Source organism: Neochlamydia sp. EPS4 (assembly GCF_000813665.1).
Taxonomy (GTDB): domain Bacteria; phylum Chlamydiota; class Chlamydiia; order Chlamydiales; family Parachlamydiaceae; genus Neochlamydia.
In genome coordinates this window covers 1-26429 of sequence record NZ_JSDQ01000048.1, presented here as the reverse complement: position 1 = coordinate 26429, position 26429 = coordinate 1, and the positions used below count along the sequence as shown (strand labels likewise).

Annotated in this window: 25 protein-coding genes, 1 tRNA gene and 1 pseudogene; 8 read left to right on the top strand and 19 right to left on the bottom strand. The window is 36.9% G+C overall.

The genetic code is table 11. The features are described 5' to 3' along the window. Positions 1–220: 220 nt before the first annotated feature. The 9 genes from DB42_RS04650 to DB42_RS04610 all read right to left on the bottom strand — a co-directional run bounded on the left by DB42_RS04650 (position 221) and on the right by DB42_RS04610 (position 11037). Positions 221–2305, bottom strand: a complete 2085-nt coding sequence (locus DB42_RS04650; RefSeq protein WP_044881950.1) for a tetratricopeptide repeat protein — start codon at positions 2303–2305, stop codon at positions 221–223. A gap of 1284 nt (positions 2306–3589) precedes the next feature. Then, complete coding sequence (locus DB42_RS04645; RefSeq protein WP_255359355.1) at positions 3590–5116, bottom strand: ankyrin repeat domain-containing protein; 1527 nt, start codon at positions 5114–5116, stop codon at positions 3590–3592. Then, the gene (locus DB42_RS04640) at positions 5107–5607 is read right to left on the bottom strand and encodes a hypothetical protein (RefSeq protein WP_044881948.1); all 501 of its coding nucleotides are present in this window, start codon (positions 5605–5607) and stop codon (positions 5107–5109) included. The genes DB42_RS04645 and DB42_RS04640 overlap by 10 nt, the downstream gene beginning before the upstream one ends. A gap of 232 nt (positions 5608–5839) precedes the next feature. Then, positions 5840–6010, bottom strand: a complete 171-nt coding sequence (locus DB42_RS11185; protein WP_155117424.1) for a hypothetical protein — start codon at positions 6008–6010, stop codon at positions 5840–5842. 1710 nt (positions 6011–7720) lie between these two features. Continuing rightward, positions 7721–7912 (bottom strand): hypothetical protein, encoded by a 192-nt coding sequence (locus DB42_RS04630; protein WP_155117423.1) that lies wholly within the window; start codon positions 7910–7912, stop codon positions 7721–7723. 25 nt (positions 7913–7937) lie between these two features. After that, positions 7938–8243: a hypothetical protein gene (locus tag DB42_RS10395; RefSeq protein WP_052435986.1), complete on the bottom strand. Its 306-nt coding sequence runs from the start codon at positions 8241–8243 to the stop codon at positions 7938–7940. Continuing rightward, positions 8240–8596 (bottom strand): transposase, encoded by a 357-nt coding sequence (locus tag DB42_RS04625; RefSeq protein ID WP_052435985.1) that lies wholly within the window; start codon positions 8594–8596, stop codon positions 8240–8242. Before DB42_RS04625 ends, DB42_RS10395 begins: the two co-directional genes overlap by 4 nt. Positions 8597–9204: 608 nt before the next feature. Beyond that, on the bottom strand, positions 9205–9495 hold the full coding sequence (locus DB42_RS04615; protein ID WP_044881945.1) for a hypothetical protein: 291 nt from the start codon (positions 9493–9495) through the stop codon (positions 9205–9207). A gap of 162 nt (positions 9496–9657) precedes the next feature. Further along, the gene (locus tag DB42_RS04610) at positions 9658–11037 is read right to left on the bottom strand and encodes an insulinase family protein (protein WP_044881944.1); all 1380 of its coding nucleotides are present in this window, start codon (positions 11035–11037) and stop codon (positions 9658–9660) included. A gap of 160 nt (positions 11038–11197) precedes the next feature. On the opposite strand from DB42_RS04610, the gene DB42_RS04605 reads away from it, so the two are divergent. Next, positions 11198–11279: transfer RNA gene (locus DB42_RS04605), tRNA-Leu, on the top strand. Positions 11280–11648: 369 nt separating this feature from the next. Here DB42_RS04605 and DB42_RS04600 read toward each other — a convergent pair. The 6 genes and pseudogenes from DB42_RS04600 to DB42_RS04580 form a co-directional block, all read right to left on the bottom strand. Further along, positions 11649–11843: a hypothetical protein gene (locus DB42_RS04600; protein ID WP_039385705.1), complete on the bottom strand. Its 195-nt coding sequence runs from the start codon at positions 11841–11843 to the stop codon at positions 11649–11651. A gap of 315 nt (positions 11844–12158) precedes the next feature. After that, positions 12159–12518 (bottom strand): helix-turn-helix domain-containing protein, encoded by a 360-nt coding sequence (locus tag DB42_RS04595; protein WP_044881943.1) that lies wholly within the window; start codon positions 12516–12518, stop codon positions 12159–12161. A 427-nt stretch (positions 12519–12945) separates the two neighbouring features. After that, positions 12946–13254 carry a HigA family addiction module antitoxin gene (locus DB42_RS04590; RefSeq protein WP_044881942.1) on the bottom strand — a complete coding sequence of 103 codons (309 nt, stop codon included), beginning with the start codon at positions 13252–13254 and terminating at the stop codon, positions 12946–12948. Between the two features lie 18 nt (positions 13255–13272). Beyond that, complete coding sequence (locus DB42_RS04585; protein WP_044881990.1) at positions 13273–13521, bottom strand: type II toxin-antitoxin system RelE/ParE family toxin; 249 nt, start codon at positions 13519–13521, stop codon at positions 13273–13275. 143 nt (positions 13522–13664) lie between these two features. Next, positions 13665–13792, bottom strand: a pseudogene (locus tag DB42_RS11180) (IS5/IS1182 family transposase); the annotation flags it as partial. 316 nt (positions 13793–14108) lie between these two features. Further along, positions 14109–14819 carry a tetratricopeptide repeat protein gene (locus DB42_RS04580; RefSeq protein ID WP_044881941.1) on the bottom strand — a complete coding sequence of 237 codons (711 nt, stop codon included), beginning with the start codon at positions 14817–14819 and terminating at the stop codon, positions 14109–14111. 217 nt (positions 14820–15036) lie between these two features. Here DB42_RS04580 and DB42_RS04575 point away from each other — a divergent pair, with 217 nt between their 5' ends. Then, positions 15037–15279, top strand: coding sequence for a hypothetical protein (locus DB42_RS04575; protein WP_044881940.1), 243 nt, complete (start codon positions 15037–15039; stop codon positions 15277–15279). Continuing rightward, entirely contained in the window at positions 15279–15590 is a 312-nt protein-coding gene (locus tag DB42_RS04570; RefSeq protein ID WP_044881939.1) for a hypothetical protein, read from the top strand. Before DB42_RS04575 ends, DB42_RS04570 begins: the two co-directional genes overlap by 1 nt. A 513-nt stretch (positions 15591–16103) precedes the next feature. On the opposite strand, the gene DB42_RS04565 is transcribed toward DB42_RS04570, so the two are convergent. Next, positions 16104–17777: a cation:proton antiporter gene (locus DB42_RS04565; RefSeq protein WP_044881989.1), complete on the bottom strand. Its 1674-nt coding sequence runs from the start codon at positions 17775–17777 to the stop codon at positions 16104–16106. Between the two features lie 443 nt (positions 17778–18220). On the opposite strand from DB42_RS04565, the gene DB42_RS04560 reads away from it, so the two are divergent. After that, on the top strand, positions 18221–18751 hold the full coding sequence (locus tag DB42_RS04560; RefSeq protein ID WP_039385714.1) for a VUT family protein: 531 nt from the start codon (positions 18221–18223) through the stop codon (positions 18749–18751). A gap of 264 nt (positions 18752–19015) precedes the next feature. Here DB42_RS04560 and DB42_RS04555 read toward each other — a convergent pair whose 3' ends face one another. After that, the gene (locus DB42_RS04555; protein ID WP_044881938.1) at positions 19016–20185 is read right to left on the bottom strand and encodes a branched-chain amino acid transport system II carrier protein; all 1170 of its coding nucleotides are present in this window, start codon (positions 20183–20185) and stop codon (positions 19016–19018) included. Positions 20186–20589: 404 nt separating this feature from the next. Here DB42_RS04555 and DB42_RS04550 point away from each other — a divergent pair, with 404 nt between their 5' ends. Further along, positions 20590–21129 carry an NUDIX hydrolase gene (locus DB42_RS04550; RefSeq protein WP_238578992.1) on the top strand — a complete coding sequence of 180 codons (540 nt, stop codon included), beginning with the start codon at positions 20590–20592 and terminating at the stop codon, positions 21127–21129. Between the two features lie 315 nt (positions 21130–21444). Here DB42_RS04550 and DB42_RS04545 read toward each other — a convergent pair whose 3' ends face one another. After that, positions 21445–22047, bottom strand: coding sequence for a superoxide dismutase [Ni] (locus tag DB42_RS04545; RefSeq protein WP_044881937.1), 603 nt, complete (start codon positions 22045–22047; stop codon positions 21445–21447). A 786-nt stretch (positions 22048–22833) separates the two neighbouring features. On the opposite strand from DB42_RS04545, the gene DB42_RS04540 reads away from it, so the two are divergent. Genes DB42_RS04540 through DB42_RS04530 form a run of 3 tightly spaced genes read left to right on the top strand, consistent with a single transcriptional unit; the run spans position 22834 to position 25652 of the window. Continuing rightward, on the top strand, positions 22834–23163 hold the full coding sequence (locus DB42_RS04540) for a hypothetical protein (protein ID WP_042240136.1): 330 nt from the start codon (positions 22834–22836) through the stop codon (positions 23161–23163). Further along, the gene (locus tag DB42_RS04535; protein WP_044881936.1) at positions 23160–24401 is read left to right on the top strand and encodes a hemolysin family protein; all 1242 of its coding nucleotides are present in this window, start codon (positions 23160–23162) and stop codon (positions 24399–24401) included. The genes DB42_RS04540 and DB42_RS04535 overlap by 4 nt, the downstream gene beginning before the upstream one ends. A gap of 6 nt (positions 24402–24407) precedes the next feature. Next, a complete protein-coding gene (locus tag DB42_RS04530) occupies positions 24408–25652 on the top strand; it encodes a CNNM domain-containing protein (protein ID WP_044881935.1) in 1245 nt (414 codons plus the stop codon). 241 nt (positions 25653–25893) lie between these two features. Here DB42_RS04530 and DB42_RS04525 read toward each other — a convergent pair. Beyond that, a partial coding sequence (locus tag DB42_RS04525; RefSeq protein ID WP_044881934.1) for a leucine-rich repeat domain-containing protein occupies positions 25894–26429 on the bottom strand: 536 nt, incomplete at its 5' end.

Here is a 26429-nt window from a genome sequence, read left to right as displayed (position 1 = left end):
CCTTAACAAGAATTAAATGAATTAACCAACCGCAAATCCCTTGCTAAAGCTATCTTTTTCTCTCCTTAAATGGGCCAATAGTTAAGCTAAGTATCCAAGCAAAGGAGAATATTTAGAATTTACTTAAGTAAAAATTCTAAATTAGGCAGCTCTTTGGCTAGCTAGCATCCTACCTTTATTCATCTTGCAGCTTATTTAGTTTCTTTATCCCTTGAGTACCTCAATCTTCTAGATGGTTTTGTTTAGAGGCAATGTGAGAGATAAATTGCCTAAAGGCAGGTGTGTCAATTAGGTTTTCTAACCATTCATCATTAAGCATATCTTCTAAGGCTGGCAGCGTTCCCGCCTGCTCGGCTCGCTCTAAATAATGCATAGCCGAAGGATAGTTCTGTAATAAAGAATGCATACAAGCTAAATTATAAAACGTGTGGGCACAGCCTAGCGCCAAGGCATGCATAAATTTTTGTTCTGCTTCCTGATAATAAGTTTTACTGCGCTCTGGGCGAATTTCTTCATGCACTAATTCTGCTATATTTAAAAAAGCTAATCCGCAATCATTCCAAGCCATTTCATCTTCGATGTCTATATTCAAGACCACTCGAAAATGTTCAATAGCGCTGTGCAAAATATCTACATCTGAGGTCGCTTCCCCTAGATGAGATAAAGTTACGGCTAAATTATAGCGAGCATTCGTAAAATTGGGATCCATTTCTAAAGCTTTATTTAAAACAGTGATAGCTTTTTCATAATGAGAAACCTCTTCTGAAAAATCCCCTAAAAAATCAAGTGCACAGCCATAATTATAAAGCCATTCAGGTTCATAATGTCGATGATAAAAAACTTCTTCCTGTAGATTAATCACCTTCTCAAATTTTTGGATGGCTGCTTCCAAATAATTTTTGTCATTTGTAAGCTCTGAAAGCTTCATTAAAGCTAAGCCCCAATCATTCCAAAACTGAAAAGAAGATTGTCCTCCTAAATCGCAAGCTTTTTGAAAGCAGTTAACAGCATTTTCCACTTGCTGAGAATCATTCCAATATTCACCAATATAAAAATACGAGGTGGCCAGGCCATACCATAACGCAGGATCTTGCTTCTGAAGAGTAAGCCCATGCTGGAATTTATCTACCGCTTGCACATAATAGCTTTCCTCACTAAAGTAGCGCCCGAGCTCATTTAAGCAAGCACCGTATAAGGCCCAAATGTGTGGATTTTTAGGAATTAATTTAAGGCTACGCGTAATCTTGTGCTCTGCTGAATGCAAAAGAGCAAGAGACTCAGTATGTATGCCGAAAATCATTTCAGCCTCACCTCCGAAAGCAAGAAGTAAGGGATGATCGGGGTCAATTTCGGCAGCTTTAGTAAATTTCTCAATGCAAGCAACATTATAAGTAGGGTTTTTTTGTAGCTTACAAGCATTTAAATAGAGTTTCCCCCAACGCAGCCATAAGAAAAAGTTAGCTTCCTGCCCCTTGGAAGCCTCCTCAAAAGCAGTTTGAGCGAGCTCAAAATGCTGCAAATCACCCTTAAGTTCGTAGAGCTTCTCATAACAAAGAGCAAGCTTAAGCCATCGATCGGAGCTTTCAGGCTCTTCACAAACAGCTAAATGATAGTACTCCACCGCCTCTTCGCAATATTTATGCTGTTTGATAAGCTCGCTGAGTTCCACTAAGGCTTCTGCCATATCCTGCCAAAAATCTGCACATTGGTGGCCTAATTGCTGGGCTTGTCGATATCTTTGGATAGCTTGATGAAAGTCTATAGGCTCTTCAGAAGAAAGGCCCATAAGGTAGCAACTTAATCCCCATTTCCAAAAAAAATGTGATTTAACTTCTACGGGCTGGTTTTCTAACAGGGCATACCCTGCCTGAAACTTATACTGAGCTTTTTGAAAATAATAAGGATTTTGATGAAATAAACCACTTAAGATTAGAGTTTCCGCCCTCATTAAGTAGGCTTCGAAAAAGTTAGCATCCCTAGCAATAGCTTGGGCAAAAGCTTCTATGGCTGCAGCAAGACAGCGAGCATTTTCTTTTTGAGAAGCAAAAACCTTTCCTTTAAGGAAATAAATAGTAGCATTAGAAGGGGCGAGGCTTTCAGCCAAGGCAAAACTCTCGTGGAAATTTACACTTCCTCTTTTAAGTTCTAACTCACCTTTTTTAATGAATAATTTAGCTAAAAGAATTTTTTCCTCATTCCCTAAAGAATGAAGGTTATAGGAAGCGGTGAAGCTATCTAATAAATCGAAAGCTTCTTTTTCTATAATTTCTTGCAGCTTTTTAGAAATTGAAATGTCATTATCCATAAACGACCATCTTATTATTCATAAAATGTTATACTTTTTTAAGATAATTTACAATCTTTACCTAGATGGGCCTTCTTTAGGCCCATCTTATTGATATACAAGATCCTTTATTATGTCTACCTCAACTTTTTTGTATACAGCCCTCGCTGCTTATCGTCCCTTCAAAAAGTTGTTAGCTTATCAATAAATTTAGCTTATTATCAAGCACATAAAACTAAAAGAAATGTCAAATAATCGTTAAAATCATTTATAATTTTCAATTGTTCGCCTTTATTCATACAGAGATTTTTACTCGGCTCTTGTGTCACCCATAATACAGATTATTTTACTTCTAAAAACAGATTCATCAAGGTGAAAACAAAAAAAGTTTCACTACTTACTCATTCTCGCTGCATAACCGTCAATAGGCTTATGAGAAATATACTACTTACCCAAAGATTAATCGGCCTATCTTTAGGCATAATGCTTTTTATTATTTAAAGCTAGTCCTATTACCAAGACTGTTAGAACAAGCACGCTAGACCTTGATATCCCTTTAATAATAAGTCCTAAAGAATGAAGATCTAAAATATTAAACTAGCACTTTAAAATATTTTTTAAGAAACTTACGATGGCTCATCCTGTGGAATAGTTAAAGTAAATATTTACCCTATTGCCATGAGCTAAAAAAATCCACTCCCATTAAAACTAAGCTTGCCCTAGCATTGTAGAGGTTATCTTTATCTATTAAAAGCTTACGGCAGCTGTTATATTCTATATTCGTCAAGCCTCGGCTGGTTAGCGGCTAAGCCTATAATTGAGTACTTGCTAAGTTAGTTTCCTACAAATTCCTTAACAATGTTTATCCCATCCATGCTTTTGCTCTTCCCTTTATAATCAAATAAGCATCAAGTACTTTGCCTGGCGAAGCCTTTTTATTCCACAAAAGTGAGGGCAGTTAATCCAATATCAAAACATTTTGGATTATTTTCCAGGCTGTAAAGCCAAGGCCTTTTACCTAAAAATTCTTTATAATTCGCCCACACCTATCCCTAGCAAAACCATTAAGGTCTAAGAATTATCCCAAGCCGCTCACCTTCTTCGCTTGACAAATCAACATCCACCTCCGACTTGTAAGCTAAGTCTCTACTCCCACCATAAAGTGGGCTTATAGGAAAATGGATTATTTAAAGGAATTTTTTCTCTTATATTCAGAAGTAGGGTTAGACTGTTTGCCCGTTTCAATCTGCAATCGTAATTAAAGCTATCCATTTGTTGTGATTAGGGCAAACAGAATTCTATCGCTTAGAGCACACTAAATACAGTACCAGCAATTTGTGCTGCACCACTTATTATTGATGCCGTGTCGCTCAAGTTACATTGACTGTCAGTGGCTTGTGTTGTCGTGGTCGGCCCCTCCTGGGGGAGGTAAGCAGATGGACGTGGCGCTTGCAATGCTTTCCATTGAGCGATGGCATATTTTATACTTTGCTTGACTTCACTGAGTTCAAACCCACTGCTAAATAATAAATCCAATTCTTTCTTAATCTCCTCAGCAAGCTTATTTCTAGAATTAGTTTTTTCATAGTCATCCCCCACTAACGAAGCAAAAAAGTCACTAGAACCTAACTGATCAATAATAATGTTAAAAATTTCCTTACGTTCTTGGCTTGGTATATTTTTGCCCGTCGTTATAAGCATTCTAACTGATCTACTTGCTACTTGAGCAGCACATTCTTTAGTTGCTTCATTATAGGCTTTACGTACAAAAGCGGGGCGATTATGGCTCATGTGAACCGGTTGAGGATTTGAACTTAAATAAGCAACGCAAGCTGAAACCTTACATGACCTAGCTACTCCTAATGCTGTAACACCTTCACGATTAACATGATTGAGGTTGGCGCCTGCTTCAACTAATCTATGCACAATTTTCATATCAACATTTCCTCGACCTCGACATGCAAAAATAAGCGCAGTGTCAGAATTTACCTCATTTTCTATATTAATATCAGCACCTGCGTCTATCAATAAATCTACAATATTAGCATTCCTCTCAGTCTTATGTAAAAAGCAAGCTTCCATTAAGGGAGTCGAGCCTCCTTCATTCAAAGCCACAAGATTTACATCAGCTCCATATTCAAGTAGAAGCCTAACAATTGATTCCTGCCTCAATATACAAGCCTTATGCAGGATTGAGTAGCCTTCTTCATCATATGTATCAAGATCTTTTGTTATGGGAATAAGATAATGAACGGCTGCAAAATTAGAATGTTTGTAAGCAAACATTAGAGGAGTCTTGTTAGCGTTATCTTTCTGATTGGGGTCAGCACCAGCGTTAACTAAATACTCGATAATCTTTAGGCTCTGATTACCATTAACGCAGCAGGCGTAATGAAGTGCAGATCGACCCGTTTTATCCAAAACATGTACATCTATTCCCTGCTGGATTAGAAGGTTTACAACTTCCACATTACCTTTTTCGGAGGCAGTATGCAAGCATGTTTGGTTATCGTCGGTAGTTTGATGAAGATTAGCCCCTGCACTTATAAGGCTGTGAATGATGTCAAAATGAATTTGTGCTTCATTACAGGCATGATAAAGGGGGGATTGATTAGATTGATCTACTGTATTTACATTCGCCCCTTGCTCTATCAAATAGTTAACAAGGCTAAGATCGCCCACGCTGCAGGCTGCAGTTAAGGGAGTATGGCTTCCGCTAAAATCTAATTCAGACCCTGCTGCAATTAAAATTTTTATTATTTCTAGATTAGTTTTTTTGCTAGCACAGGCTAAGACTAGAGCGGTATTATTTTTTTCATCTACTACATCAATGGAATAACGATTCTTTTTTTAATTTCAATTTCAATAATTTTCTTTAGCTGCTTTACATTTCCCTTTTTGACTGCTTTATGGATAGCCCTTGCTTTCCCTCCCCCCAAGCCCCTTGCATAAGATTCCAATTTGTAATCTCCGCTACTTAATTGATGAAGTTTGAAAAAATGATTTTCTACATACGATTTAGCCCCGTTTGTTGCCATTAAAGAAGGTATATTACTAAAATAGGAGGAAAGTTCTACTTGCTCGCCTTCTGATTTTATAAGAAGAATTTTTTTATCGGCAAAAATTTGAATTTTAGAAATCCTATTTTTCTCCTCAATGCCTGTCTGACATAAGTGCCTGGGGCCAAGCTCGACTAAGAATAGATTCTCGTATGGTCTTCTATCTTGCCTTTTTTCGACAAAAGACATGCGATTCTTGCATGCTTCAGGTTGATCTTTTTCATAAAAAAATTTATTTAAAAAATGGTTTACTATAGGCTCCATAAGGTTTACTCCCCGGCTAAATTTTTTATTAATTTTTGCCTAGAAAATATGATAGGCAAACTTTATTATTTACAAAATAGCACTAATTAAATTGATATAATTTTTATACAAGCTTTATTTTTTCGCAAGCAAATTGTAAATATTTGGAACTGAGTGGGTAGCAGGGCATTTTAATTAAATTTTTTTACAGATCACCCTAACTATTATTGACAAAAACCTTAGGGTCCAAGAATCATCCCGAACAGCCTGTCTTCTTCGCTTGGCAGTTCCACGCATACCTCCCAAAGCCTATTCTAATCAGGGTGCTTGCTAATCTTCTAAGAATGACTAGATTTTCCGCTGCAGGATCTATGGCTGGCAAGCTACTATCTTCTTTAAAATTCTCATCACTATTTCCATGCAAATAATTTTTTACGGTCCACTAGCTCTTAGCATTCTTTCCTGCCTCTTTTGACGTAAGCACAATATTTACAGATATAATAGCTTTTGCTTCCGTTGTTTTTCCTTAGATTGTTAGCGTAGAGGTCACTTCTATTAGGAAGCTATAGGTCCTTCCAATCTTTTTTGCAATCTAACCATGCAAAGTCATTAGTAGCTACGCTCCACGTTCTTTTATTCTTCCATGCCTTTTCTCGCCATTGAATACTGTTTTGTACTCTGCTTCTTTATAGCCGATTGTTCTTACTTGCTCAAAAAAACTTTCAGCTTTTAGACAGTAACTTTTCTTGATTACCTTATAAAGCAATTTACCGCAGCCCTCCCTACCCCTCTCATAGTGATCGTAACATTAATATCCATAACCTCAAGCAATTCAGGGATCGCCATAATCTCATTTGATTTTTCATCTACTTTTATCAGCCTCAGCAATAAACTACGCCGACTATTCTAAGCAGAAACTAAGGATATTTTTTTGCTTCTTGCAGATCCTTTAAAATGTTTACCATCAATGGTAATCAGTTTGCTTTTTTCCATCTTCTGGTAAGGATAGCATCCATTTTACAAAATACTTCTCGATATGGTATGGATCTAATAGCTTGGTTCTTTATCTATCCCTCACAAACGCTTAAACATTTTTTATTTAATCTCTGCTAGGCGTGGATCTCAACTAGCGTTTTGGCTCCTGCAAGGATTGCACCCAAAGTCGTGATTAAGGGGTTGCCAAGAGAATATGTCGGATTGTCGTTCGCATAAAGATTGTTAATCTCTCTAAATCCTTGGCGAATCGTTTCAATAAAGTTTTGGCTGTCAGCAAGTGGCTCTACACTCCTATGAGTTCTTTAGCCTCTTTGATTTGCATAGGCACACGCGTGATAAATAAGCTTTGTTCTCTTTTAAAGACTTGTAAGGTAGCTGGCGTCTAAAGAGCACTATCTCCTATTATATAGTACTACCTCGTTAAGTAGGTTTCTAATATTAATGTAAGTAAGTTTTGTTAATTAAGGAGGGGGCAATGGATCTAGATCAATTAAATTCCATTCGCGAGCAACTTAATGAATGGATCAACGTTTTAAAGTCTACTTAGGAAGATCAGAAAGAGTCCACTGGTGCAGATTATACATTTCAGGACTAATATTAGATGGAGAAAAAAAAATCTATCGAACCCATGGCAAAAAGACTTCCTTATTGTATCCATTTTAGAAAGAAAAATTGCGAACTATTTGTTAGTGCTGATCTAAAAAAACAAAAATTCAAGAAATTTTGTTGCTGAAGATGAATATTGACTAAAAATTAAGAGTTTTAGAGCAGGGGGTAGCCTTCAAGATAGGGTTTTAATGCAATTAAAAGAGAAAATGAACTTTTGTAGCCTGAATAAAGACGCTTGGGAAAATTTTGAGCGACTAGCCAGTTGTAAATTAAACGTATATTATGGCCAATTCCACATAAAATGGCGTTAAAACAATCTCCCAATCGGCTTTTAAGATAATTGCGTCCAAGTTTGCCATCATTTTTCATGTGGCCGATATGAGGTTCTATCGCTTGGCGTCTTTTGATTTGAGTTTTGATTCAATAATTTAAGCCTTTTCTTTGCCCAGAAATAAATATAGTTTTGCCTTCTACCGTATGACCTCGATAACCTTTATCTACAAAAGCTATTTCGATGTTCTTGCCGCTATTATGCTAAAGCTTTCTTAATGGCTTCTTCAAGCATGTGCCCATCGTACGGATTGCCATGGATGAATCTGATATCTAACGCTAACCCTTCTTGATGAGTAATCACTCGCGAAGCTTTGCAGCCAAATTCATATTTTTTCTCAACTTTACCTTTAGCAATACATTCCACATGGGGCTCATGCAGGCTATACACTTTAGATGAATCGTTTCTTTTATGGTTAAAAATACGTTTGATGGTTTCTAAAAAAAGAGCTTTCTGGCTCAAAGGCTTGCTCTTCTGTCTTTCTTTCAAAATCGCGTATTAACCTTCCTAAATAGCCATTCAGCCTTTTTTCTTCTCTTTTAGCTCTTTTCATTTGGCGAGCATATGCATAGCCAGCACGCATGCACAAAGCTGTTTTAGCTAGCTTCTCGTGAGTTTGTCGCAGAGTGATTTGGTAATTATCAGCCATTTTTACAAGTGCCTGAATAGACTTAAAGTAAAGCTTGGCATCGGTAGGAAAAGCGATAGCTTTAGGCATCATTGTTGTATCGGCAATGACTTTTTTAAGGCTTTTTTTTTCACTGTGCCTGTCAAAACAGCTGCTGCTATCGTTCCTTGTAAAATCTTGCTAAATCTAGCTTCTCCTAACCTAGACCTCCATTTAATTAAAAAAGTAGGGTGGATAGGCAGTTCATGCTGGAAATGATGATATCCACAAAAACATTGCCGATAAGGATTTTCTACCCATCGATACACCACATTTTCATCCGAAAGTCCATACATGTGTTGCAAGATAAAAAGCTCTACAACTAGCCTTACAGGCTTAGCTGGTTGGCCTACATTTTCTACAAATAGCTTATCAAACTCTTCTTCCAGCTGCTTCCATTCAATCAACTTGGATAGCTGGACAAGAGGATGATTCTAGTTAATTCCATTGCTAAAGCGGGATTTAAAAAGGCGGCCTTGTTGGTTATTTGACTTGTTTGGTTTCATAGTAAACTTTGCAAGAAATTAGGGGGTTTGGTAATGATTTACTTGTAAAAAAAATATAGCATTTTTTGAGAAAAACGCTCCTAAAATCTTGTCTCAGGGAGAAAATGCTTTAAATTATGTCGAACTAAATATAGTCAAAATCATTAGCTTAAAACTCAATTTTATGAAATTATTTCCTTTAGACCTCTTCACACATTATAGAGGTAGGAGCATGTCGCGCGAAAGTGAAGTAGAGGTAGAGAGTTTTTACGTGGGAGAAGATAATTATTTCTTACCCCTCAACGCTAAGAACTACTCAAAAATTATCAAAAGAAGGGGGTTCAAAAGCTTTCACGTTAATATTTTTAGGATTAACTTTTATTCCCCAAACAAGCAATTATTTAATTGGATAGAAATTGTTTTATTAGCAACCCCTTATTTTTTAACTTTCCTCTTAAAAATTCTCAAGAAGGTCTATCCTTTTAAGTAAGCAAAAAGAAGGGAAAAGAAACTCTTGACTAAACATTTTATCAAGTTGTTCTTATCTTTTCGATGACGTTTGTTACATACTCCTTAGAAGGCGGCTCTAATCCTTCGGCTGTGTAGTAAGCAAAAGCTGCTACTCCTGCAACAATAAATACCATAGGAGCCCAAGTAATAGTAAAAAAGGCTGTTATTATACCCGCTATAAGTGCCACAGAAGCTATCTTTGCTATCAATATTTCTCGAATCTCTGAGGTGTTATTAAAACGAAAATTGTTAAGGCAGTCTCCATTGATTAGCCGAGTACTATAAAACTGAATTTGATCGATTAATTCCATATATCCTCTTTTATTAAATGTTAATTTAAAAATCAAGTATAAAAAATGTTATTAATAGTAGCAATATTTATTATTAATATATTAGAAAATTCACCCAAGATGTAAATCCTTTGTTAAGTTTTCCAATTTATCAAAATTGAAGCAAAATGGACAAGAAAAATACTAGTCTTCTAAATATAAAGGGGTGTATTCATCAATTAATAAAGAATGACAAAGAGTAAAATGAATTTCTTTAGGATCTATCACTTGAGGCATTTGAAATCTTTCTACAATTTTTTTAGAATTCCATTTCCATAGATAATGATTAGACAAAAGAATAATCCAATAATCGTGACTACACTCCCACAGCTTTGCCCTTTTTTGCTTAAGTTGGGAGGCCGCTGTAACTTCATCTAAAGAAAAACCTTCTCTACATATAGTTTTTATCTGCTGTAGAGCTAAGTCTAAAGTAGAATTAATCTGTTTATCATCCACATGAAATTGAACGGTTATCCATGGATATTCTAAAGAAGGGTATAAGGGCAGCTCATACCTTACATCCATTCCCCTACTCTCCGAAGAATGGTTTTTTATATGATTTCTTAAGCGAGTTTCTATGATCTGGCAAGCAAGCTCCAAATGTTCTAAGCGGATAGGATCCAAACAGAGATGAAGAGGCAAAGACAAATAAACTAGACTTTCTTGGCTATGGGGAAGATGGTGAATTTTAGTCATCCTAACTTTAGGAGCTTTCTTATAATGAGGAAGGATAAATTCCTGGTCTATCTTTTGGACACTCAAAGTAGAAAAACTGTCACTACAAAGTTTTTTTATTTTTTCGGCATTAATCTTACCTACAATAATGCAAACAAAGTCTGCAGGATTAGAAAAAGCTGCACGAAAAAAACTTTCAGACTGACTCACCCTAGCTTTTTTAAGATCTGTAAAACTTAAAGGGTTCAAAGCATGCTGCTCCTGCACCGCAATAACCTTTAAAAGCCTATCGCTATCTACTTCTCTGCCTCTTCGTGTCAATTCATCCTTTTTACTTTTTAACACCTGATTGAAAGCTTCAGGAGTGCATCTGGGCTGTTGAAAAATCTTCTTAACTAACGTAAAAAATATTTCCAGACTTTCAGGGGGGAAAGAAGCGTCAATGGATCGAACGAAAGGTTCTATTTTAATATTCAATTCTATGGATTGATCATATAAGAGCGCCGCTAACTTGTCAGGGCACCATTCCCCTATTCCGGATTCCATAGCTACGCTTGCTGCCAATTCAGCTGAAGCACGATCTTCAGGTTCCACAGATCCATAACCCCCTAAGGCCACCAAACGCACAGAGATTTCATTTTCCTCATCATTTGTTTGCTTCAATATGACTTTCATACCATTCTTCAAGCGCCATTCACTTATAGGAAGAGTAGAAGCTTCCTTTCCATCAAACACTACCTCTTGGACAAGATTCTCGGCATCGAAAGATAAAGATTTAGCGTTTTCTAAGCCCTCAAGAGAAAAGAAAGGCAAGATGTAGAGAAAAGAAAGATAAATTTTACCAAGCATGAATCGTTATTTTTTAAAAAATTAAATATTATTTCGGAGTATAACAAGGGATTGTTAAGAAATATTAAAGAAACTTTTTCTCCTTTTGCCGATTTAAGTAATACACATTGACAAGAAGGGTGGAAATTGCTTAACCTAGCCGCATATTTGTAATATTTGAGCCCAAGTGGTGAAATTGGTAGACACGCCAGATTTAGGTTCTGGTGCCGTAAGGTGTGTAGGTTCGAGTCCTATCTTGGGCACATTGCCGGAGAAATTTTCAGAAATGACAATGTCTCCGGTTTTTTCATTTTGTAGCTCGTTGTTTTTCTGCAAGATAAGAGATAGGTTTAGGTTCATTCCCTCGGCTCGATAATTTCCCTATTGAAAAACTAATTTTCCACCTACATAAAAACAAGCATTTTCCGTTTCACATCCCAAGGCACCATTTGGAAGTAGGCATCCATATGTGTCAAAAGATTAATGCCATATACCTGCTCTATATTTCAAAGGCTGTATCATTAAACCTTTAGTGCTTCCCTATCAAGCTTTAATTTCTCCATTTGACTCCGATTATGAAGTTTGAGACGGTTATAAGAGTCAGCTTCCAGCTCGCCTGTTATAAATCCTTGTTAATCAAATTTAGGTACGCTAGCTTCATGGTTAGTTAGCTGGCTCTTGAATTTGCTGAGCTGCAGCTCTCTATCACCTTCTTTAGCTTTAAAGGTAGCTTCCATCATGACTAAATATAGCTCTACATCTTCTGGATTAGGACAAAGGCCTTTCAAATAAATATCGAGCTTATCATTAATCTCTAAAGCACTCACTTCCCTTCTACATCCTCTGGGATAGTGGATAACAAACCTATTTGCTGTCGTGTCCGGAAGACTGGCTTTCGGTGAAGTTTCGACCGCAACCCGAGCACTTTAAATGACAGCGTATTGGATATATCCCACAATTTTATTCTCGATTTCGGCCACAAAGAGCCTAATTCGAGGGTAAGCATTAATGTTACATGTGATACATGGCTCAGAAAAGAGCTTATCTAGGAAAAGCTTCAGCATAGGTCCGAGAAACCACTGCAATATCCTCAGAATTCATATCTTTAATTTGTAAATCATCTATGGTTTAAGCCATTCCTCTTATTTTTCTAAGACAACAATAGGTGTATTCGAATGGGATTCACTCATCCAGGTGTGACCGCGTGATGCGGATTTGGCAGGACTAATCATAATGGTAACATCTTGGCCTAATTCATTGAGGAAGCAGATAAGTCGTTCAAGTGAAAAGCTACGCAATCTTCCGCGAATTAAAGCAGAGATTTTTGGTTGGTCTATTCCTAAAATTTCGGCAGCTTGCTTTTGTTTGAGTTTTTTCTTTTTAATAAGTTTAGCAATCTGACGAGCAAGCTCAGCTTTAGCTAAAGCTTCCTCAGGATTTTCAATGCCTAGATCAGCAAATACATTCCCTGAACTTTCTTCGTACTTGATCACTTTTTTCATAACTGTCTTCCTTTCTCTTTCAATTCCTCACACAGAAATTCTGCTTCTTTTAAACGACGTTGGACTGGCTTTTCAATCTTTTTTTAAGCTGTTGCTTTCTACCTTTTTTAGATCTAAAAGTAGTCTTTCATGGCTTATAAACAAGAGAGAACTCTTTTTCTCAGCTTATCCTCCTTCTCTTTCTTCCATCCATTATCTTCAAACTGTTCGTTAAGGAAACAAACGAATGCTTTGCTGTCGGTTTCCTGAAATTTTTTAATTAAATACATTTACAAGCCTACTAATCTGTTGGCTCATAGGCATCGGCAATAAGAGCCTAGCGTGTACTTCTTACACCCATGATCCTAAGAAGTCATCCTTGCATTAAAGAGAAGAGAGCTTTAAATCGCTGACGGTTATTCGATTGAATATCAAAGGAGCATTAAAATTAAAAACCTACGGCTTTTAGTGCAGGTATTCGAGGAATCGGCTGATGGTTTTGCCTTGCAAACCAAAGGTCATATCCATTTTGAAGATTAAGCCAAAACTCAGGCGAGGCCCTTAAGGCATCCGCAAAATCTAGAGCTATTGCCTCCGTTACGCCTCGTTTTTTGCTGATGATTTCACTAATTTTAGGTTGAGTCCAAGTCCCTCCCAGGTAACTAGCAAATTGCGCTTGCGAAATTTTAAGAGGTTTAAGAAATTCTTCTAGCAATACCTCTCCAGGATGTATGGGTGATCTATTTTTTGAAAGCATGATTTCCTCTTTTCTTGCCTAATGATCATCTATAATTTCAACTTGCTCTGGCCCTCGGATATCCCAAGTGAATACAACCGGATATTGATCATTAATACGAATGCTGTACTTACCTTTAAAGCTTCCTTTTAAAACCTCCAGCCTATTTGCTGGCTGTCTTTTAAAATCCATCCAATTAATCGAGGCATTTAACATATCTAACTTTCTACAAGCAATTGAGTATAATAATGAGGAATCTAATCTTTTCCTTGCACGCTTAGAGTTCATCTCGTGCAAAATGTCTGAGGTGGGCTTCAGCAAACAATTGAATTAAGCTTTTTATCTCATTTTTATTCCATTATATCGAATATCGATATAGTGTAGTATAAAAAACCCAGTTACCTTAAAACAGAGTAGGCCTCTTGCAAGGCCTACATATTTAATTCCAAGTTATAGATTTTGCGATTAAGTTGAAGCCAAGTGTAAATCTTTTACGTCTATTTCTGAAGCGATCTGCTATGATTTTAAATCGTTTGAAAAGCTCGATCACATTCTCATCACAAGAAAGCGTTTTAAGTGGAACTTAAGTTCCTGAGTTGTTGCCAGCAGCTCTTGAATTGGACTTATCAGTAACTCTATCTGCCTCTCAAGAAGCTGAATATACGTTTAAACTTCTTGAAGGAGCGGGTGTAAAAAAACACCCCCTCTAATTGCAATTGATTTTTTTTTAGCCTTAAAGTATTTTTAAGATCGCAAAATTCTTAAGTAGATAAAAGAACCTGTACAGTTAGTTTTTTAATAACTATTCCTTCTACGTCAAACATATATAAAATCTCTTACTTAGCTTTTTTTTCTGTAAAGTATGATTTTTTAAGCTAAACTTCTTTTTCAATGTAAGTAAGCTTTTGACTTGCCAATTGCTTTAAAACTGGATCAGAAGAATGAGATACTGCCTGGCTATACCAATGGCGAGCTGATTCTTCATTTTTTTCTATTCCTTCTCCATTTTCATAGCAGTAAGCCAACATCAATACCGCTTTTGCATGGTTCGCTAGATTTATAGCTCGTCTGTAATATTCTAAAGCGTATTTCATATTTACTTCTACACCGCTTCCCTGATAATAACAATTTCCTAACTGAAATAAACATTCTGCCCTAGCACTTTCTTCTAAAAGAGAATCATTAGCAAATAAGTAATTCCAATAAAGAGGAGATTCTAAATCTTTTTTGGTAAACAAAGGCTGCAGCTCTTGTTTATTGGGATTGAGAAAATAATAATAAATATCCTTAATTTTTGCTTGTGTGGATGGGCTATATATTCCATCAACTTCTTGAATGAAGCGGGTAAATTGGCACCCATCATAAAATGTAGTCTGATTGTTTTCATCTACCACTGCTGCTAAAATGTAATCTAAATTTTTTTTAGAATTTTCGTCCGCAAGTTCTACAAAACGTTTATTACTGCACCACTCAATTTTTTCAAGGAGACTAGAAAGTTCAAAACTAATCTCGTGTTTTTTTACTTCTTGCCCCTTAACTAAGGGAGGACTATAATTATTACTTATATCTGAATCATTTATAAACATAATCAACCTTATCATTTATTTTATTTATTATAATATTTTATTTGGAAAATATATATCTAGCCCGATACCACCTCCACGTCCTAGCTCTAATACTTCATATCTTCAAAAAAAACTCAAGAAAAGAAAAAGAGAAGCGCCAGCCCCTTCGAGCGAAGAATCAAGCCAGGCTTCCCTTTTCCCACATGCTTCTCATGCAGAAAAAATACAAGCTGTAAGGTTGGAAGAAATCAATCGTGCAAAGAAAATCAGACACACGCTTTCCCAAGAGTTACAAAATCAGCAAAACGAAGAATCTGCTGCCGTCTTTTCTACTTTACCCTTACCTCCTCCTCCACAACCTCACTATTACTCTCAAGGTATATTACCCCTCCCTTCCTGTCTACCACCTCTTTTTCCTCCTTGGCATACACAGATGCATCCTTCGCAACCGTCTAATATTTATCCTCAACGGAGGACATAGTGGATGAAGTGATTAACGAAATAGATGCCGAAGAAGAAGTAGAAGGAAGAACACTGGCTCTCAATTTACTAAGCCAAGTGGTAGAAGGAGCACTAGCCCCTTTTGAAGCAACCATCCATTTAAAAGATCATATTTTAAAGATTTTTGAAAGAATAAAAAACGGCCAATTTAAATGGGAAGGCTGGACTAAAGAAGCAAATATTGCTAAACGGCGTGATAGAGGCGATGGGTGGGACCCAAAAAAGCAACAAGCCAACGCCATTCAGATTGTTAAAGATTTTCTGGAACGAGGGTACGCTGAATCCTTATAAACCTGACTTAAAGCGCAATTAAAGAACTGGCATTGCTATCATTAACCATACCTTCAAAAAATCTAGGCGTTTGCTTTTCTATGTTATGCACTTTTGAGCAGCTCTTTATGCAAGCCTATGCTTAATAAAACTGTGTTTTTAAGGAGAAAGCCAACTTAAAGGGTTAATTCTCTTTTTAGCCATACAAATAAAGTTTCTTCAAGAGGTATTATAAGCTTCATTAACAGTCTTGGGATAGTCTAAGGGAAATGTTTGCTTTGAGGGTGCTCGTATCAAGCCCAAGCTTGTTTGCATCCCTATCATGACAGAGTAATAAGCTGCTCCCCAGAAATATAGCAATCTTAATAAGTTCCATCCTTACAATCTTCCGTTAGCAAGAAAAAGTGCTATAAATCAGCTCACACTACTTTAGACATCTTCTGCGTGATTCAAAATTAATTCTAAGTTTTACTTACTTAATTTTGTTAAACACATCCCCCTTCAATTTTTTATCGTTCAAATGTTAGGGGAAACTTAAGCTAATTGAGTGCGAAGAAGAGAAACCATCTTTTCGGCAGCAGCTTCCTCATCCCACACCATGGGTACTTCTGCAAATTTAAGAAATTGATGATCTACTTTATAGTGGGAGCGTGCAATAATTTTAATATAGGGGTTAATATGATAGGCCACTTGAATAATTGATTGGGTTATATGCAAATCGGGTGTAGTGACTACCATTAGCTGAAGGTTAGTAAGATCAGCTTTTTCCATGATCTGAAACTGGGTGGCATCACCAAATATGGCTTCAATCCCCTTTTCTTTCATGGCAGCTACAGTATCGATATTCCGATCTATCACGAGAGGATGGAAGTTGCTTTCCTTAAGATAATGGGTGACGGCCCGGCCGACAGGACCATAGCCGATGACTAAAGCTCGGGGCAGAAAAGATTGTTGAAGATCCACATTTTTATATAAGGCTTCTAAGGATTGATCAGCCTCCTTATTTTCAGGAAAAAGTTTTTTTGTTTTCTGGGAAGCTAAAGGTCTAAATAGCTGAAATAAAAGAGGATTTAACATAATACTAATAAAGGCGCAGGCTACTAAAATATCATAGGCGTTGTCTGACAATATCTTCAGCTGGTTTCCCTCTTCGGCTAAGATAAAGGAATATTCACCTATTTGGCTGATGGCCACTGCTACTGAAATCGCTATACTTTGCGGATACTTGGCTAACTTAATGATTAAAAATGCCATCATCGGTCTTAAAGCCAGAATGATAAAAAGCAAGCCGAAAAAAAGAGGCAAATTATTTTTAACTACCGTAGGATTAAAGAGCATTCCTACGGATAGAAAGAAAATAACGGCAAAAGCATCGCGCATAGGTAAGGCATTAGCAGCAGCTTGATGGCTCACTTCTGTTTTTCCTACGACAGTTCCGGCAATAAAAGCGCCCAATGCTAAAGACACTCCGAATAGATAAGCACTACCAATAGCAATAAAAAAGACGCAAGACAAAATTGCTAAAGTAAACAATTCATGCGAGCGGGTCCGAGCGACAACAGTTAAAACTTCTTTGACCAGCTTTTCTCCTACATAATAAATGATGACCCCTAAGGCGATGATTTTTAAAATTAAAGTTCCTAGTGAATACATAAATTCTACACCAGAATTTTCGCCACCTAAATTAGATTGCACCAACGTAGGCAATAAAATAAGTCCTAAGACGGAAATGATATCTTCTACGATCGTCCATCCTAATACTGTGTGACCTTGAGGGGTCTGAAGTAAATTTTGATCCACTAGGCCCCGTACAATAACTACTGTACTAGAGACACAAATGGCCAAGCCAATCACAAATCCAGCTTGCATGGTTTGACCCAGATAAACGCTTAAAAATATGCCAGCTCCAATAGAGAGGAGGGAAAGAATCAGGGCCCCGGGCAAAACAATCTTCTTTACAGCTGCCAAATCATTCCACTTAAAATTAAGGCCTACGGCGAACATCAGCAGAGTTACCCCGATGTTAGCTAATTGTTCTGATAAACGAGGATCGGCAACAAAACCGGGAAAATTAGGTCCAATCAAATATCCAGCAATTACATACCCTAGGATAGGCGATAATTTCATGCGATGAGCCGAATATCCCAAAAGGCACGCTAGCCCAAACCCTATAGCTAAAATCCAGATAATCTTTAACTCTTCTGACATATCTTCCCCAATTTCTTTAAGATTAAAAACCCTTAAAAACAAAATAAGTACCAAATTTTTCTAGTAAGCAAGCAAAAAAACAGTAAAATTATTTATTCGCATACGCGAGAATAAAGATCAATCATAAAGAGAGGATGGCTATAAAGCCTATCCATGAGCTCTAGGAAAAATTTCAAAATAATAACCAGTAAAAATTTTCTGAAAACCAGGATAGAGCTTCTTTGTCCGGCGGCGTCTTTTCCTATTTACTGGCTCAATTGAGCAACTTCGAGAAGAGGTTTGTAATAATCAAGCAAAACTTGCTTAAGCTTATAGATTAAATTTAAACATAAAGAGATTCTATTAAGAGAAAAAAAGAAATATTTATCAGCAAAGAAAACACACAAAATGTAGGCATATAATTCTCATTTTATGTAAGATAACGCTTTTAATCAGAGGGTTGTATGTTCAGTATTCAATTCGCTTACCTTGCCATGATTGCTATCGTCACCAGCTGCAATTTTTTGGTTCAATTTCCTATTAATGATTGGCTTACATGGGGATCTTTTACTTATCCACTATCATTTTTGGTCACTGAAGTTAATAATTGCCTGCATGGCCCTAGAGTTGCTAAACGCGTCGTCTATGTAGGTTTTATGCTGGCATTTTTATTATCTATTTGGTTGTCTACACCTAAGATAGCTTGTGCTTCAGGGCTAGCTTTTTTGATCTCTCAGCTATTAGATATCAGCATTTTTGCTTCTATGCGAAAAAGGACATGGTGGTTTGCCCCTTTATTTGCTTCAATAGGAGCATCTTTTGTAGATACTTGCATCTTTTGGAGTCTAGCGTTTTGGGGAGAGCCTGTTCCGCTGATGAATTGGGCTCTTAGTGACTTAAGTATTAAAATACTTTTTGATTTTGTATTATTAATTCCTTTTCGTTTAGCTATCCAGAAAGCCACTAATCCCCTCAGAGAGTCTCTTCAAGCTTAAAACAAGAAGTGATTTATGTTAGGGCGCAATAGTTGCGCGGATAGAAAAAACACGGCAGTTTTACTTTGCCTTTCTTAAAAACATATCTGCTTCTATCTAGGAAAATCCAAACTAGCTTTCTTACAAAATCAGCATAGAAATGCTTGAAGAAAGACTATTTATTTTAATGGCTTCCAAAAAACTTAATGTCTTTTTCTAAAGGTGATCAAACGTTCTTTTCCAAAAAGTTTTTAGAATGCAGAGGATGAGGCAAACCTTATCTTTTTAAATAAAATAATTCATAGTAGACAAAGCAAAAGTAATGAAAATAGGTGCTTTTCGTGTTCTAATCTCGTATAGCTTATTGATGATATTTGAAATGCTTAACACGATTAGGCTAGGACATAAGATATTAAGCAAAGGGGCAAGCATGCTTGCAATTCCACTAAAGCCTAAATTAGCAATTCCTAATGAGATACCTAATGTAATGCCCAAAGGTAATAAAGGACCTTTGTCGACAGGCAAAAGGTCATTCTGGATGTAATCGGCGCAGATACTTACCAGCGGAATTGCTGTGGTCAAGCAAGCCATGGCTACCGCTAGACATGCCACAAAAGCGCCTTGAGGGCCTAATAAATGCATCGCAATAGCTGACAAGCGCTCCTCAGGTAAATGGTTGGCAGGCAATACATGAGTATAAAAGGAAGCCACCGAGGTCAGGCCAATATACATTGCAGAGAGCAGGCCTGCAGCTAAAAGGCTTGCTTTAAGCATTTTATTAAAAATCTCATGTCGTTTCTCCCCGCTGCTAGCCTCTTCTTGATCAGTCATAAAATGGCTTAAAACTAAAGGGGCAAAAATGAAAGCTGCAATTAAATCTAAAGTATTATAACCCACATGTAAGCCCTGATTGAATGCTTCTACGGGTGCCCAGGAAACTAGATGGGCTTCAGGTGGATTAATAAAACCTACAACAAGAATACATCCTAGACAAAGTAATAGAAGAGGAGTCAAAACTAATCCCAAAAAATTAATCACTTTATTTTTTCTTAGAGTAAAGCCCAAAACGAGTAGAGAGGATAAAATGCTAAAGGTAAAAAGAGTCACATTTCCAGGCATATAAGGCTTTAAAGTAGCAAAGGAAAGTGTAATTAAGCGCGGAATAGAGCCAATGGGGCCCAAAATTGCCTGTATGATAAATACTAGAATAAGACCTGGCCATTTACCTGTTTGGCCAAAAAATTGTCGATAGTCGCCTCGAAACATCATCATCGCTATCAAGCCTAGTAAAGGTAGGCTTACACCTGTTACTAGTAAGCCCAGCATAGCAAAAAAGTTTTTATCGCCAGCGTTTCCTCCTAAGATTAAGGGCCAAATGAGATCTCCGGCACCGAAAAACATGGAAAATAATGCTAACCCTGCTGCCATTACACTGGATGACTTTTTAAGAGACATATTTTTCTCCATTCAAATAATAAGCAAAGCTACAAATAATACAATTAAACTCTTCAAAAAGGCAATAAACTTTTTCAAAAGGCGTGTGCGCTAAGAGCCTTAGAGATTCAAAAGGATAAGATGAACTAAAAAAGAAAAAATTGATGAGTTAAAGAGAAAAATAGTGAACGACACTCCCTTCCTTGTTTTTTTCTTCAAGCATTCCTTTAAGAGTTCCTACAAAGAATGCTTAAAAAAAACTTTAGCTAATTAATTATCTGTTCAATATCAAGCCTCAAAGAGAGCTTAGCAGACTAATTATATAGAAAACGCTATTCTATGTCAATTAACAATAATGGCAGCAAAATATAAAGAATAAGCTAGTTATAACTGTTAAAAATACTTCATTTGCTTCTTATGATTCTATGCTTTACACTATTCGTTTAACTGCCTCTGGGACCTCTATTTATATGAGAAAAAATGCTGCTATAGGTGTGATTTTTAACTCCAATAAATCTCAGGTTTTGCTAGTCAAACGTCAAGATATTCCTCTTTGGGTCCTACCTGGTGGGGGCGTTGAAGAGAATGAAAACTCTTGTCAAGCTGTTATTAGAGAAGTGCTAGAAGAAACGGGTCTCACCGTAAAAGTCCTAAGGAAAGTAGCCGAATATACTCCTATCAATAAACTCTCGCGCTTTACTGAAATATATGAATGTTCCCCTTTAAAGGGAGAACTACAAAAAGGCGCCGAAACAAGAGAGATCGATTTTTTTCCCCTTCAGCAACTCCCTAGCCACTTTTTTTTCTTACATAAAGAATGGCTTCAAGATGCACTTAGAAACGATCCTCACGTTATTTATCGATCATTAAATCATGTAACCTATATAAATCTAATAAAATATTTTTTTAAGCATCCCACATGGGTTTTACGCTTTTTAATGACTTTGATGAAAAACAAGGAATAAGCTGCATAAAATCTGCTTTTAAGCCTAACCATCCTTTTTGCGTACCTTTTAAATAATCCTCCTCAATAAAAACTCTCGAGAAAAAAATTTAAGCAGAACCCGGAAGAGTAAATAAAAAGCGCCCCCCTTATTTTCCTTATCCTTTAAGAAAAGGTGTGGCACTTTACTAAAGGATAAGAAACTTAAAAAGGGCAGAAAGGCAGATTTAAATTTTTCTAGGGTTGGAAGTTTAGAACATTCATATTCATTATTTCCAAACTCATCCACTTTCTTTATATCTGCCTAAACCAAACTCTAAAAAATAAGCTCTTATACTTAATGAGTATGCTCATGATCATGATCAGCTGAAGAATGCTCATGCTGCTCATCCGAAGGAGGATTTCCTGCAGAGGAAGGCTTATCATTTAGTTTCCGCTGATCTTTAAGTTGAAAATCTCTCTCTCGTTTTCTGCGCTTAATGAGGTCAATCTGGCATTCATAATTAATCACGTGAAACATCTGTTTAAAATTTTCCCACTCGTCAGCAAAGGCTTCTATCATCTTTATATTTACGTTCTGCTTAATGGCCGTAAGCTCAAATAACATTTTATGAGCACTTATTAAACGTTTAGGAGTGTCAGCTTCGGCCGGCTTTATCTTCTGCTGTAGAAAGTATTCCGTAATAAGATTGGCAATTTCATCTGAAGCTGTATCTTTAAGCTTTACCCATCGGATGAAGTTATTGCGTTCAAAGGGAGTAGAAAACTTACTATTATTAAGCTCAGTGATCCCTTTATACATAGTTTCGATATATTGATCGACCTGATTGAACACCAGCTCATCATGATAAATTCCACAAGGCATTTGGCAGTGTGCCATTAAAGATCCTGTATGACAGAATAAGGCTATTATCCCCTGGATCAGAATAGTTTTTTTCATCGATTCTCCTTTTTTTAATCATCCCTTAAGTGTTGTTGTGTTAAACGAAAACTTAAGAAAAATTTATGGGTTTTAGCAAAGTAATAAGCAGGATAGGCTTTTATCTTATCTAAAAATATTTGACAAGTGCTTGCTTACTTAAATAGCATAGAAAATGCTAGAAAAATATAGCATTTGCCTTGTTAACGATAAAAAAATTATAAAGCTTAAGGGGCATGTCTAAAGCCTAATTTCTGTAATAAATAAAGAAAATAGAAAGAGGTAAAAAACCTTATCTATAGACAAAAAAGCTGGCTGCAGGGCGGCAGTAAAAGCCTATCCTGCTTCCACTTAAATAGCGATTTATTTATTTAGATCTTTTTTAAGATTTACCACTTTTATTTTTAAGCATTTTTTCTTAGAAATGAAAGCTAGGCTCTCCTCTATAGAAAAAAATTAAAGGGCCTTTAAAAAAGTTTTAGTAAATATATTTGCTACTTAGAATGAGTTATAAAAGCTCTGCGATTAGGCAGAAAATGGCCTAAGGGTTGAATTTTAATCTGAAAGAGTTAGGCTTAGCTTAAGCCAAATAGATTCTAAAAAACAAAGAAGACTTTCATCTAAGATTGTGCCCTTGAAAAATCCAATAAAAAATCGTTCTTGTGCTTTTTCTTATCAAATAAGAAACAGGTGTTCGTCCATCTATCTAGATATTTTTCATGCTCCCTCAGATTGATAAGCTGCTAGATGGTTAACTTGTGTTAAAACGCTGGATAGAAAAACAGTAAAAGAATATAAATTTGATGTATGCAGCTCTTTCTTCTTAAAATTAATCGATACGTAGAACAGTTTTTTTTTCAAGCTTGGTGGGTCATTCTGTTTGGCCTTTTTATCTATATGCTATTGGAACAGGGTATGAAAGTACGGGATAAAGAGTATGCTACCCTTCAAGAGCATTACCAAGAGCTAGAAAAACAAAAGAAAGAAGCGTATGCTTTGCAAGAAAAGCTTTTAATTGAAATTAATAGCCAAAGCGATCCGGCATGGGTCGAGCAAGTTCTTATGAAAGGTTTAGGTCTTGTGCCCGAGGGACAAATTAAAGTCTTTTTTGATAAATCAATGGCAAGCAAGCCATGATAAGTAGTTTAATTTTAATTGTAGTTATCTTATTGCTCACACTTGCTTCTGGTTGGTGCTCTGCTTCAGAAGCAGCGCTTTTTTCTCTTTCTTCTACAAGAATTAAAAGCTTTAAAAACAGTGAAGATTCACGCGAACGCCTGATCTCTAGGCTGCTTGCGCAGCCGCGTGAGTTGCTAATTACCGTTTTTCTTCTTAATACGATCGTCAATATTCTCCTGCAAAACGTTATCTCACATGCTTTTACAAACGCTGGTGGGTGGCTAATGGCCGTAGGCTTACCTTTTGTACTTTTATTAGTTTTTGGCGAGATTGTACCTAAGTACCTGGGGATACAAAACAATGTTAAACTTTCTAAGCATACCGCACCTGCTTTGGCTTCTCTACAACGCCTGCTATACCCGATCAAAACATTTATCATCTACATTCTCTCTCCCATTTCGCGTGTATTTTTTTTCTTTCTAAAAAAAGATGCCGTTATATCGCGCGAAGAACTTCATCACGTGCTAAAAAAATCTGAGGAAGCGGGGATTCTTAACCATGAGGAACGAGAATTAATTGGAGGATATTTAAATCTGCAGGATACAAATGTAAGAGAAATCATGCGTCCGCGCCAAGAAATTCTATTTTATAATAAAGAAGATCCTTTAACAAAATTAATTCATCTTTTCGTGGATAAGCAATGCACTCGTCTCCCCGTCTGTGAAAATGGCATTGAAAATGTTTTGGGGATCATTGATGCTAAACAATATTTTCTCCATCGGCAAGCCATCCATACCTCCCAAGATTTAAAAAACTTCTTATGGCGCCCCTATTACATTCCAGAGACCACCCCTTCGCGTACCTTATTAAGGCGATTTGAGGAAAGTGGCCAAGAAATAGCTCTGGTGGTAGATGAATATGGCTCTATTTCTGGCTTAGTTACCTATGAAGATATCGTCGAAGTAGTCGTAGGTAAAATTAAAGATTTACGCGATCAAAAAGTTATTTTTACCCAAGCAGGAAAAGACGAGATTATTGCAAGTGGGAAAATGGAATTGGATGAATTTAATAATTACTTTGATACGAATTTACAAAGTGAAAGTATGGTTACCTTAGGGGGATGGCTAACAGAACAGCTGGGAGATATCCCTAAAAGTGGCACTAAATTTGAAAACCACACCTTTCTCTTTCAAGTTTTATCGGCTGATCCAAACAGGATAAGAAGAATATACGTTCGAAGGCTTAAAAGTAGGTAGCATTAAATGAATCTTTCGGCAGGCTGGTGGCTATTTTTTAATATTTTTTCTATTTTCGTTTTAGCTTTTTTCTCTATGGCAGAAATGGCTTGTGTCTCTTTTAATAAGATAAGACTGCAGTATTACTATAGCAAAGGTCATACACGAGCAATTTGGCTTAATGATCTTCTTCATAACCCTTCACGATTATTTGGGACTACCTTAATTATCGTTAATTTAGCCATGGTAATTGGATCGGAATGTGCTCGAGTTTTCCATCAAAGTATAGGCCTTGATCCTGATCTTGCCCCTTTATCGCAGGTTATCCTAGTCGTAATTTTTGGCGAGTTAGCTCCTATCTTGGCAGCTAGGCGCTATCCTGAGCATATTGCTATGATGGGAGTACCGATTGTTTATTTTACTGCCAAATTGATGGCTCCCATTTTATGGGTGATTAGCGGACTTTCAAAACTAGCCAATTATTTAATTGGAGGACGAGAATCTAATGCCAACTTCTATCTTAGTCAAAAAGAGCTTCAGAAGCTTTTAGAAGAGCAAGATGACATTAAACTCCACAGCTCTGAAAACAAGGAATTTGAAACGATTACTGCCAATATCTTTAAGATGAACAATAAGGAAGCGCGCCAGCTCATGATCCCTATTGGCCAAATTCCTACCATAGGTGCTACTGCTACGATCTTAGATGCTAAACGTTTAATGGCTAAAACAAAAGAGCGTTTCTTAACCGTTCACCTTGGGGAAATGCATCATATTATAGGAATAGCTTTCCCGCGGCTATTGATTCGCGCTGCCGATAATAAACGGCTACGTGACTATTGCCTTCCTCCTTGGTTTATCACCCAAAATACTAACATCATGCAGATCCTCAAACAATTTAAGAGCAATAATCAGAGTGTAGCCGTTGTCTTAGATGTCAATGGACAAGCCTCCGGCATCCTTAGCCTTGACTGCATTATGCAAGCCATCTTCGGCTCTCACCCTCACCCTATCCACAAGCAAGACGCTTTACCTAATCAATTAATCATCGATAGAACTCTGCCAGGTGATATGACGATTGAAGAGTTTTATAAACAATTTGATGTAAAGCTAGCTGATGAGAAAAAATTAAAGCTATCAGAACTAGTCCTTTCTAAGTTAGGGCACATGCCTGAAGAGGGAGAATCGATTTATATCGAGCCCTTCGTTATTACAGTCAATGAAGCGACTTTACTAGAAATCAAAAGCGTGATGATTACCACTCTTCAAATTTGAAAACTAGAAAAAGCATAAAAGTTTTACTCTCTTGAAATTAAATTCATTATTTTACCAATTTTCTTTCACCTCTTTGGCTAGCTTCTCAAGTTTTTTGCTAACGAATCTTTCATTTTATAGCCCGCATAACATACTAAAGCTTAATCTGCAAACTTAGCTTAAAGGCTAGGGAAGATAGTTCCTCGTTTCTTTACCACAGCAAAGAACTGCACGAAAGATAATCCTTTCTTCATAATACCGTCTAAAGAGGATTGCCCTCAATAGTAAGAATTACCCCTGGAAGGTGAGGAATAACGGTTAAATGGTTGTTCCTTAAGCCAAGCAAATGTAGCTGAGAAAGCTGCCTTATCTCTGCAGGAATAGCCGCTAGCTGATTATTACTTAAGTCAAGAGTTTCCAGCTGCGATAGCTGCCATATCTCTGTAGGCAGAGCGGTTAGATGGTTGTTATGTAGGAAAAGCTTTCTCAGCTGAGAAAGCTGCCCTAGCTGTGCAGGAAGAGCGGCTAGCTGGTTATAGCTTAAGCCAAACTCTTGCAGCTGAGAAAGCTTCCCTATCTGAGCAGAAAGAGTTGTTAGCTGATTATCGCTTAACCAAAGCTTTTGCAGCTTAGCAAGCTGGAATATCTCTACCGGCACCGCAGTTAACTGGTTGTTACTTAAGCTAAGCCCTCGCAGTTGGGATAACTGCCCTATCTCTGCAGGAAGAGCGTTCAGCTGGTTGTTTTGTAAACCAAGGCAGAGTAGCCGAGAAAGCTGCCCGATGGCTGAAGGAATAA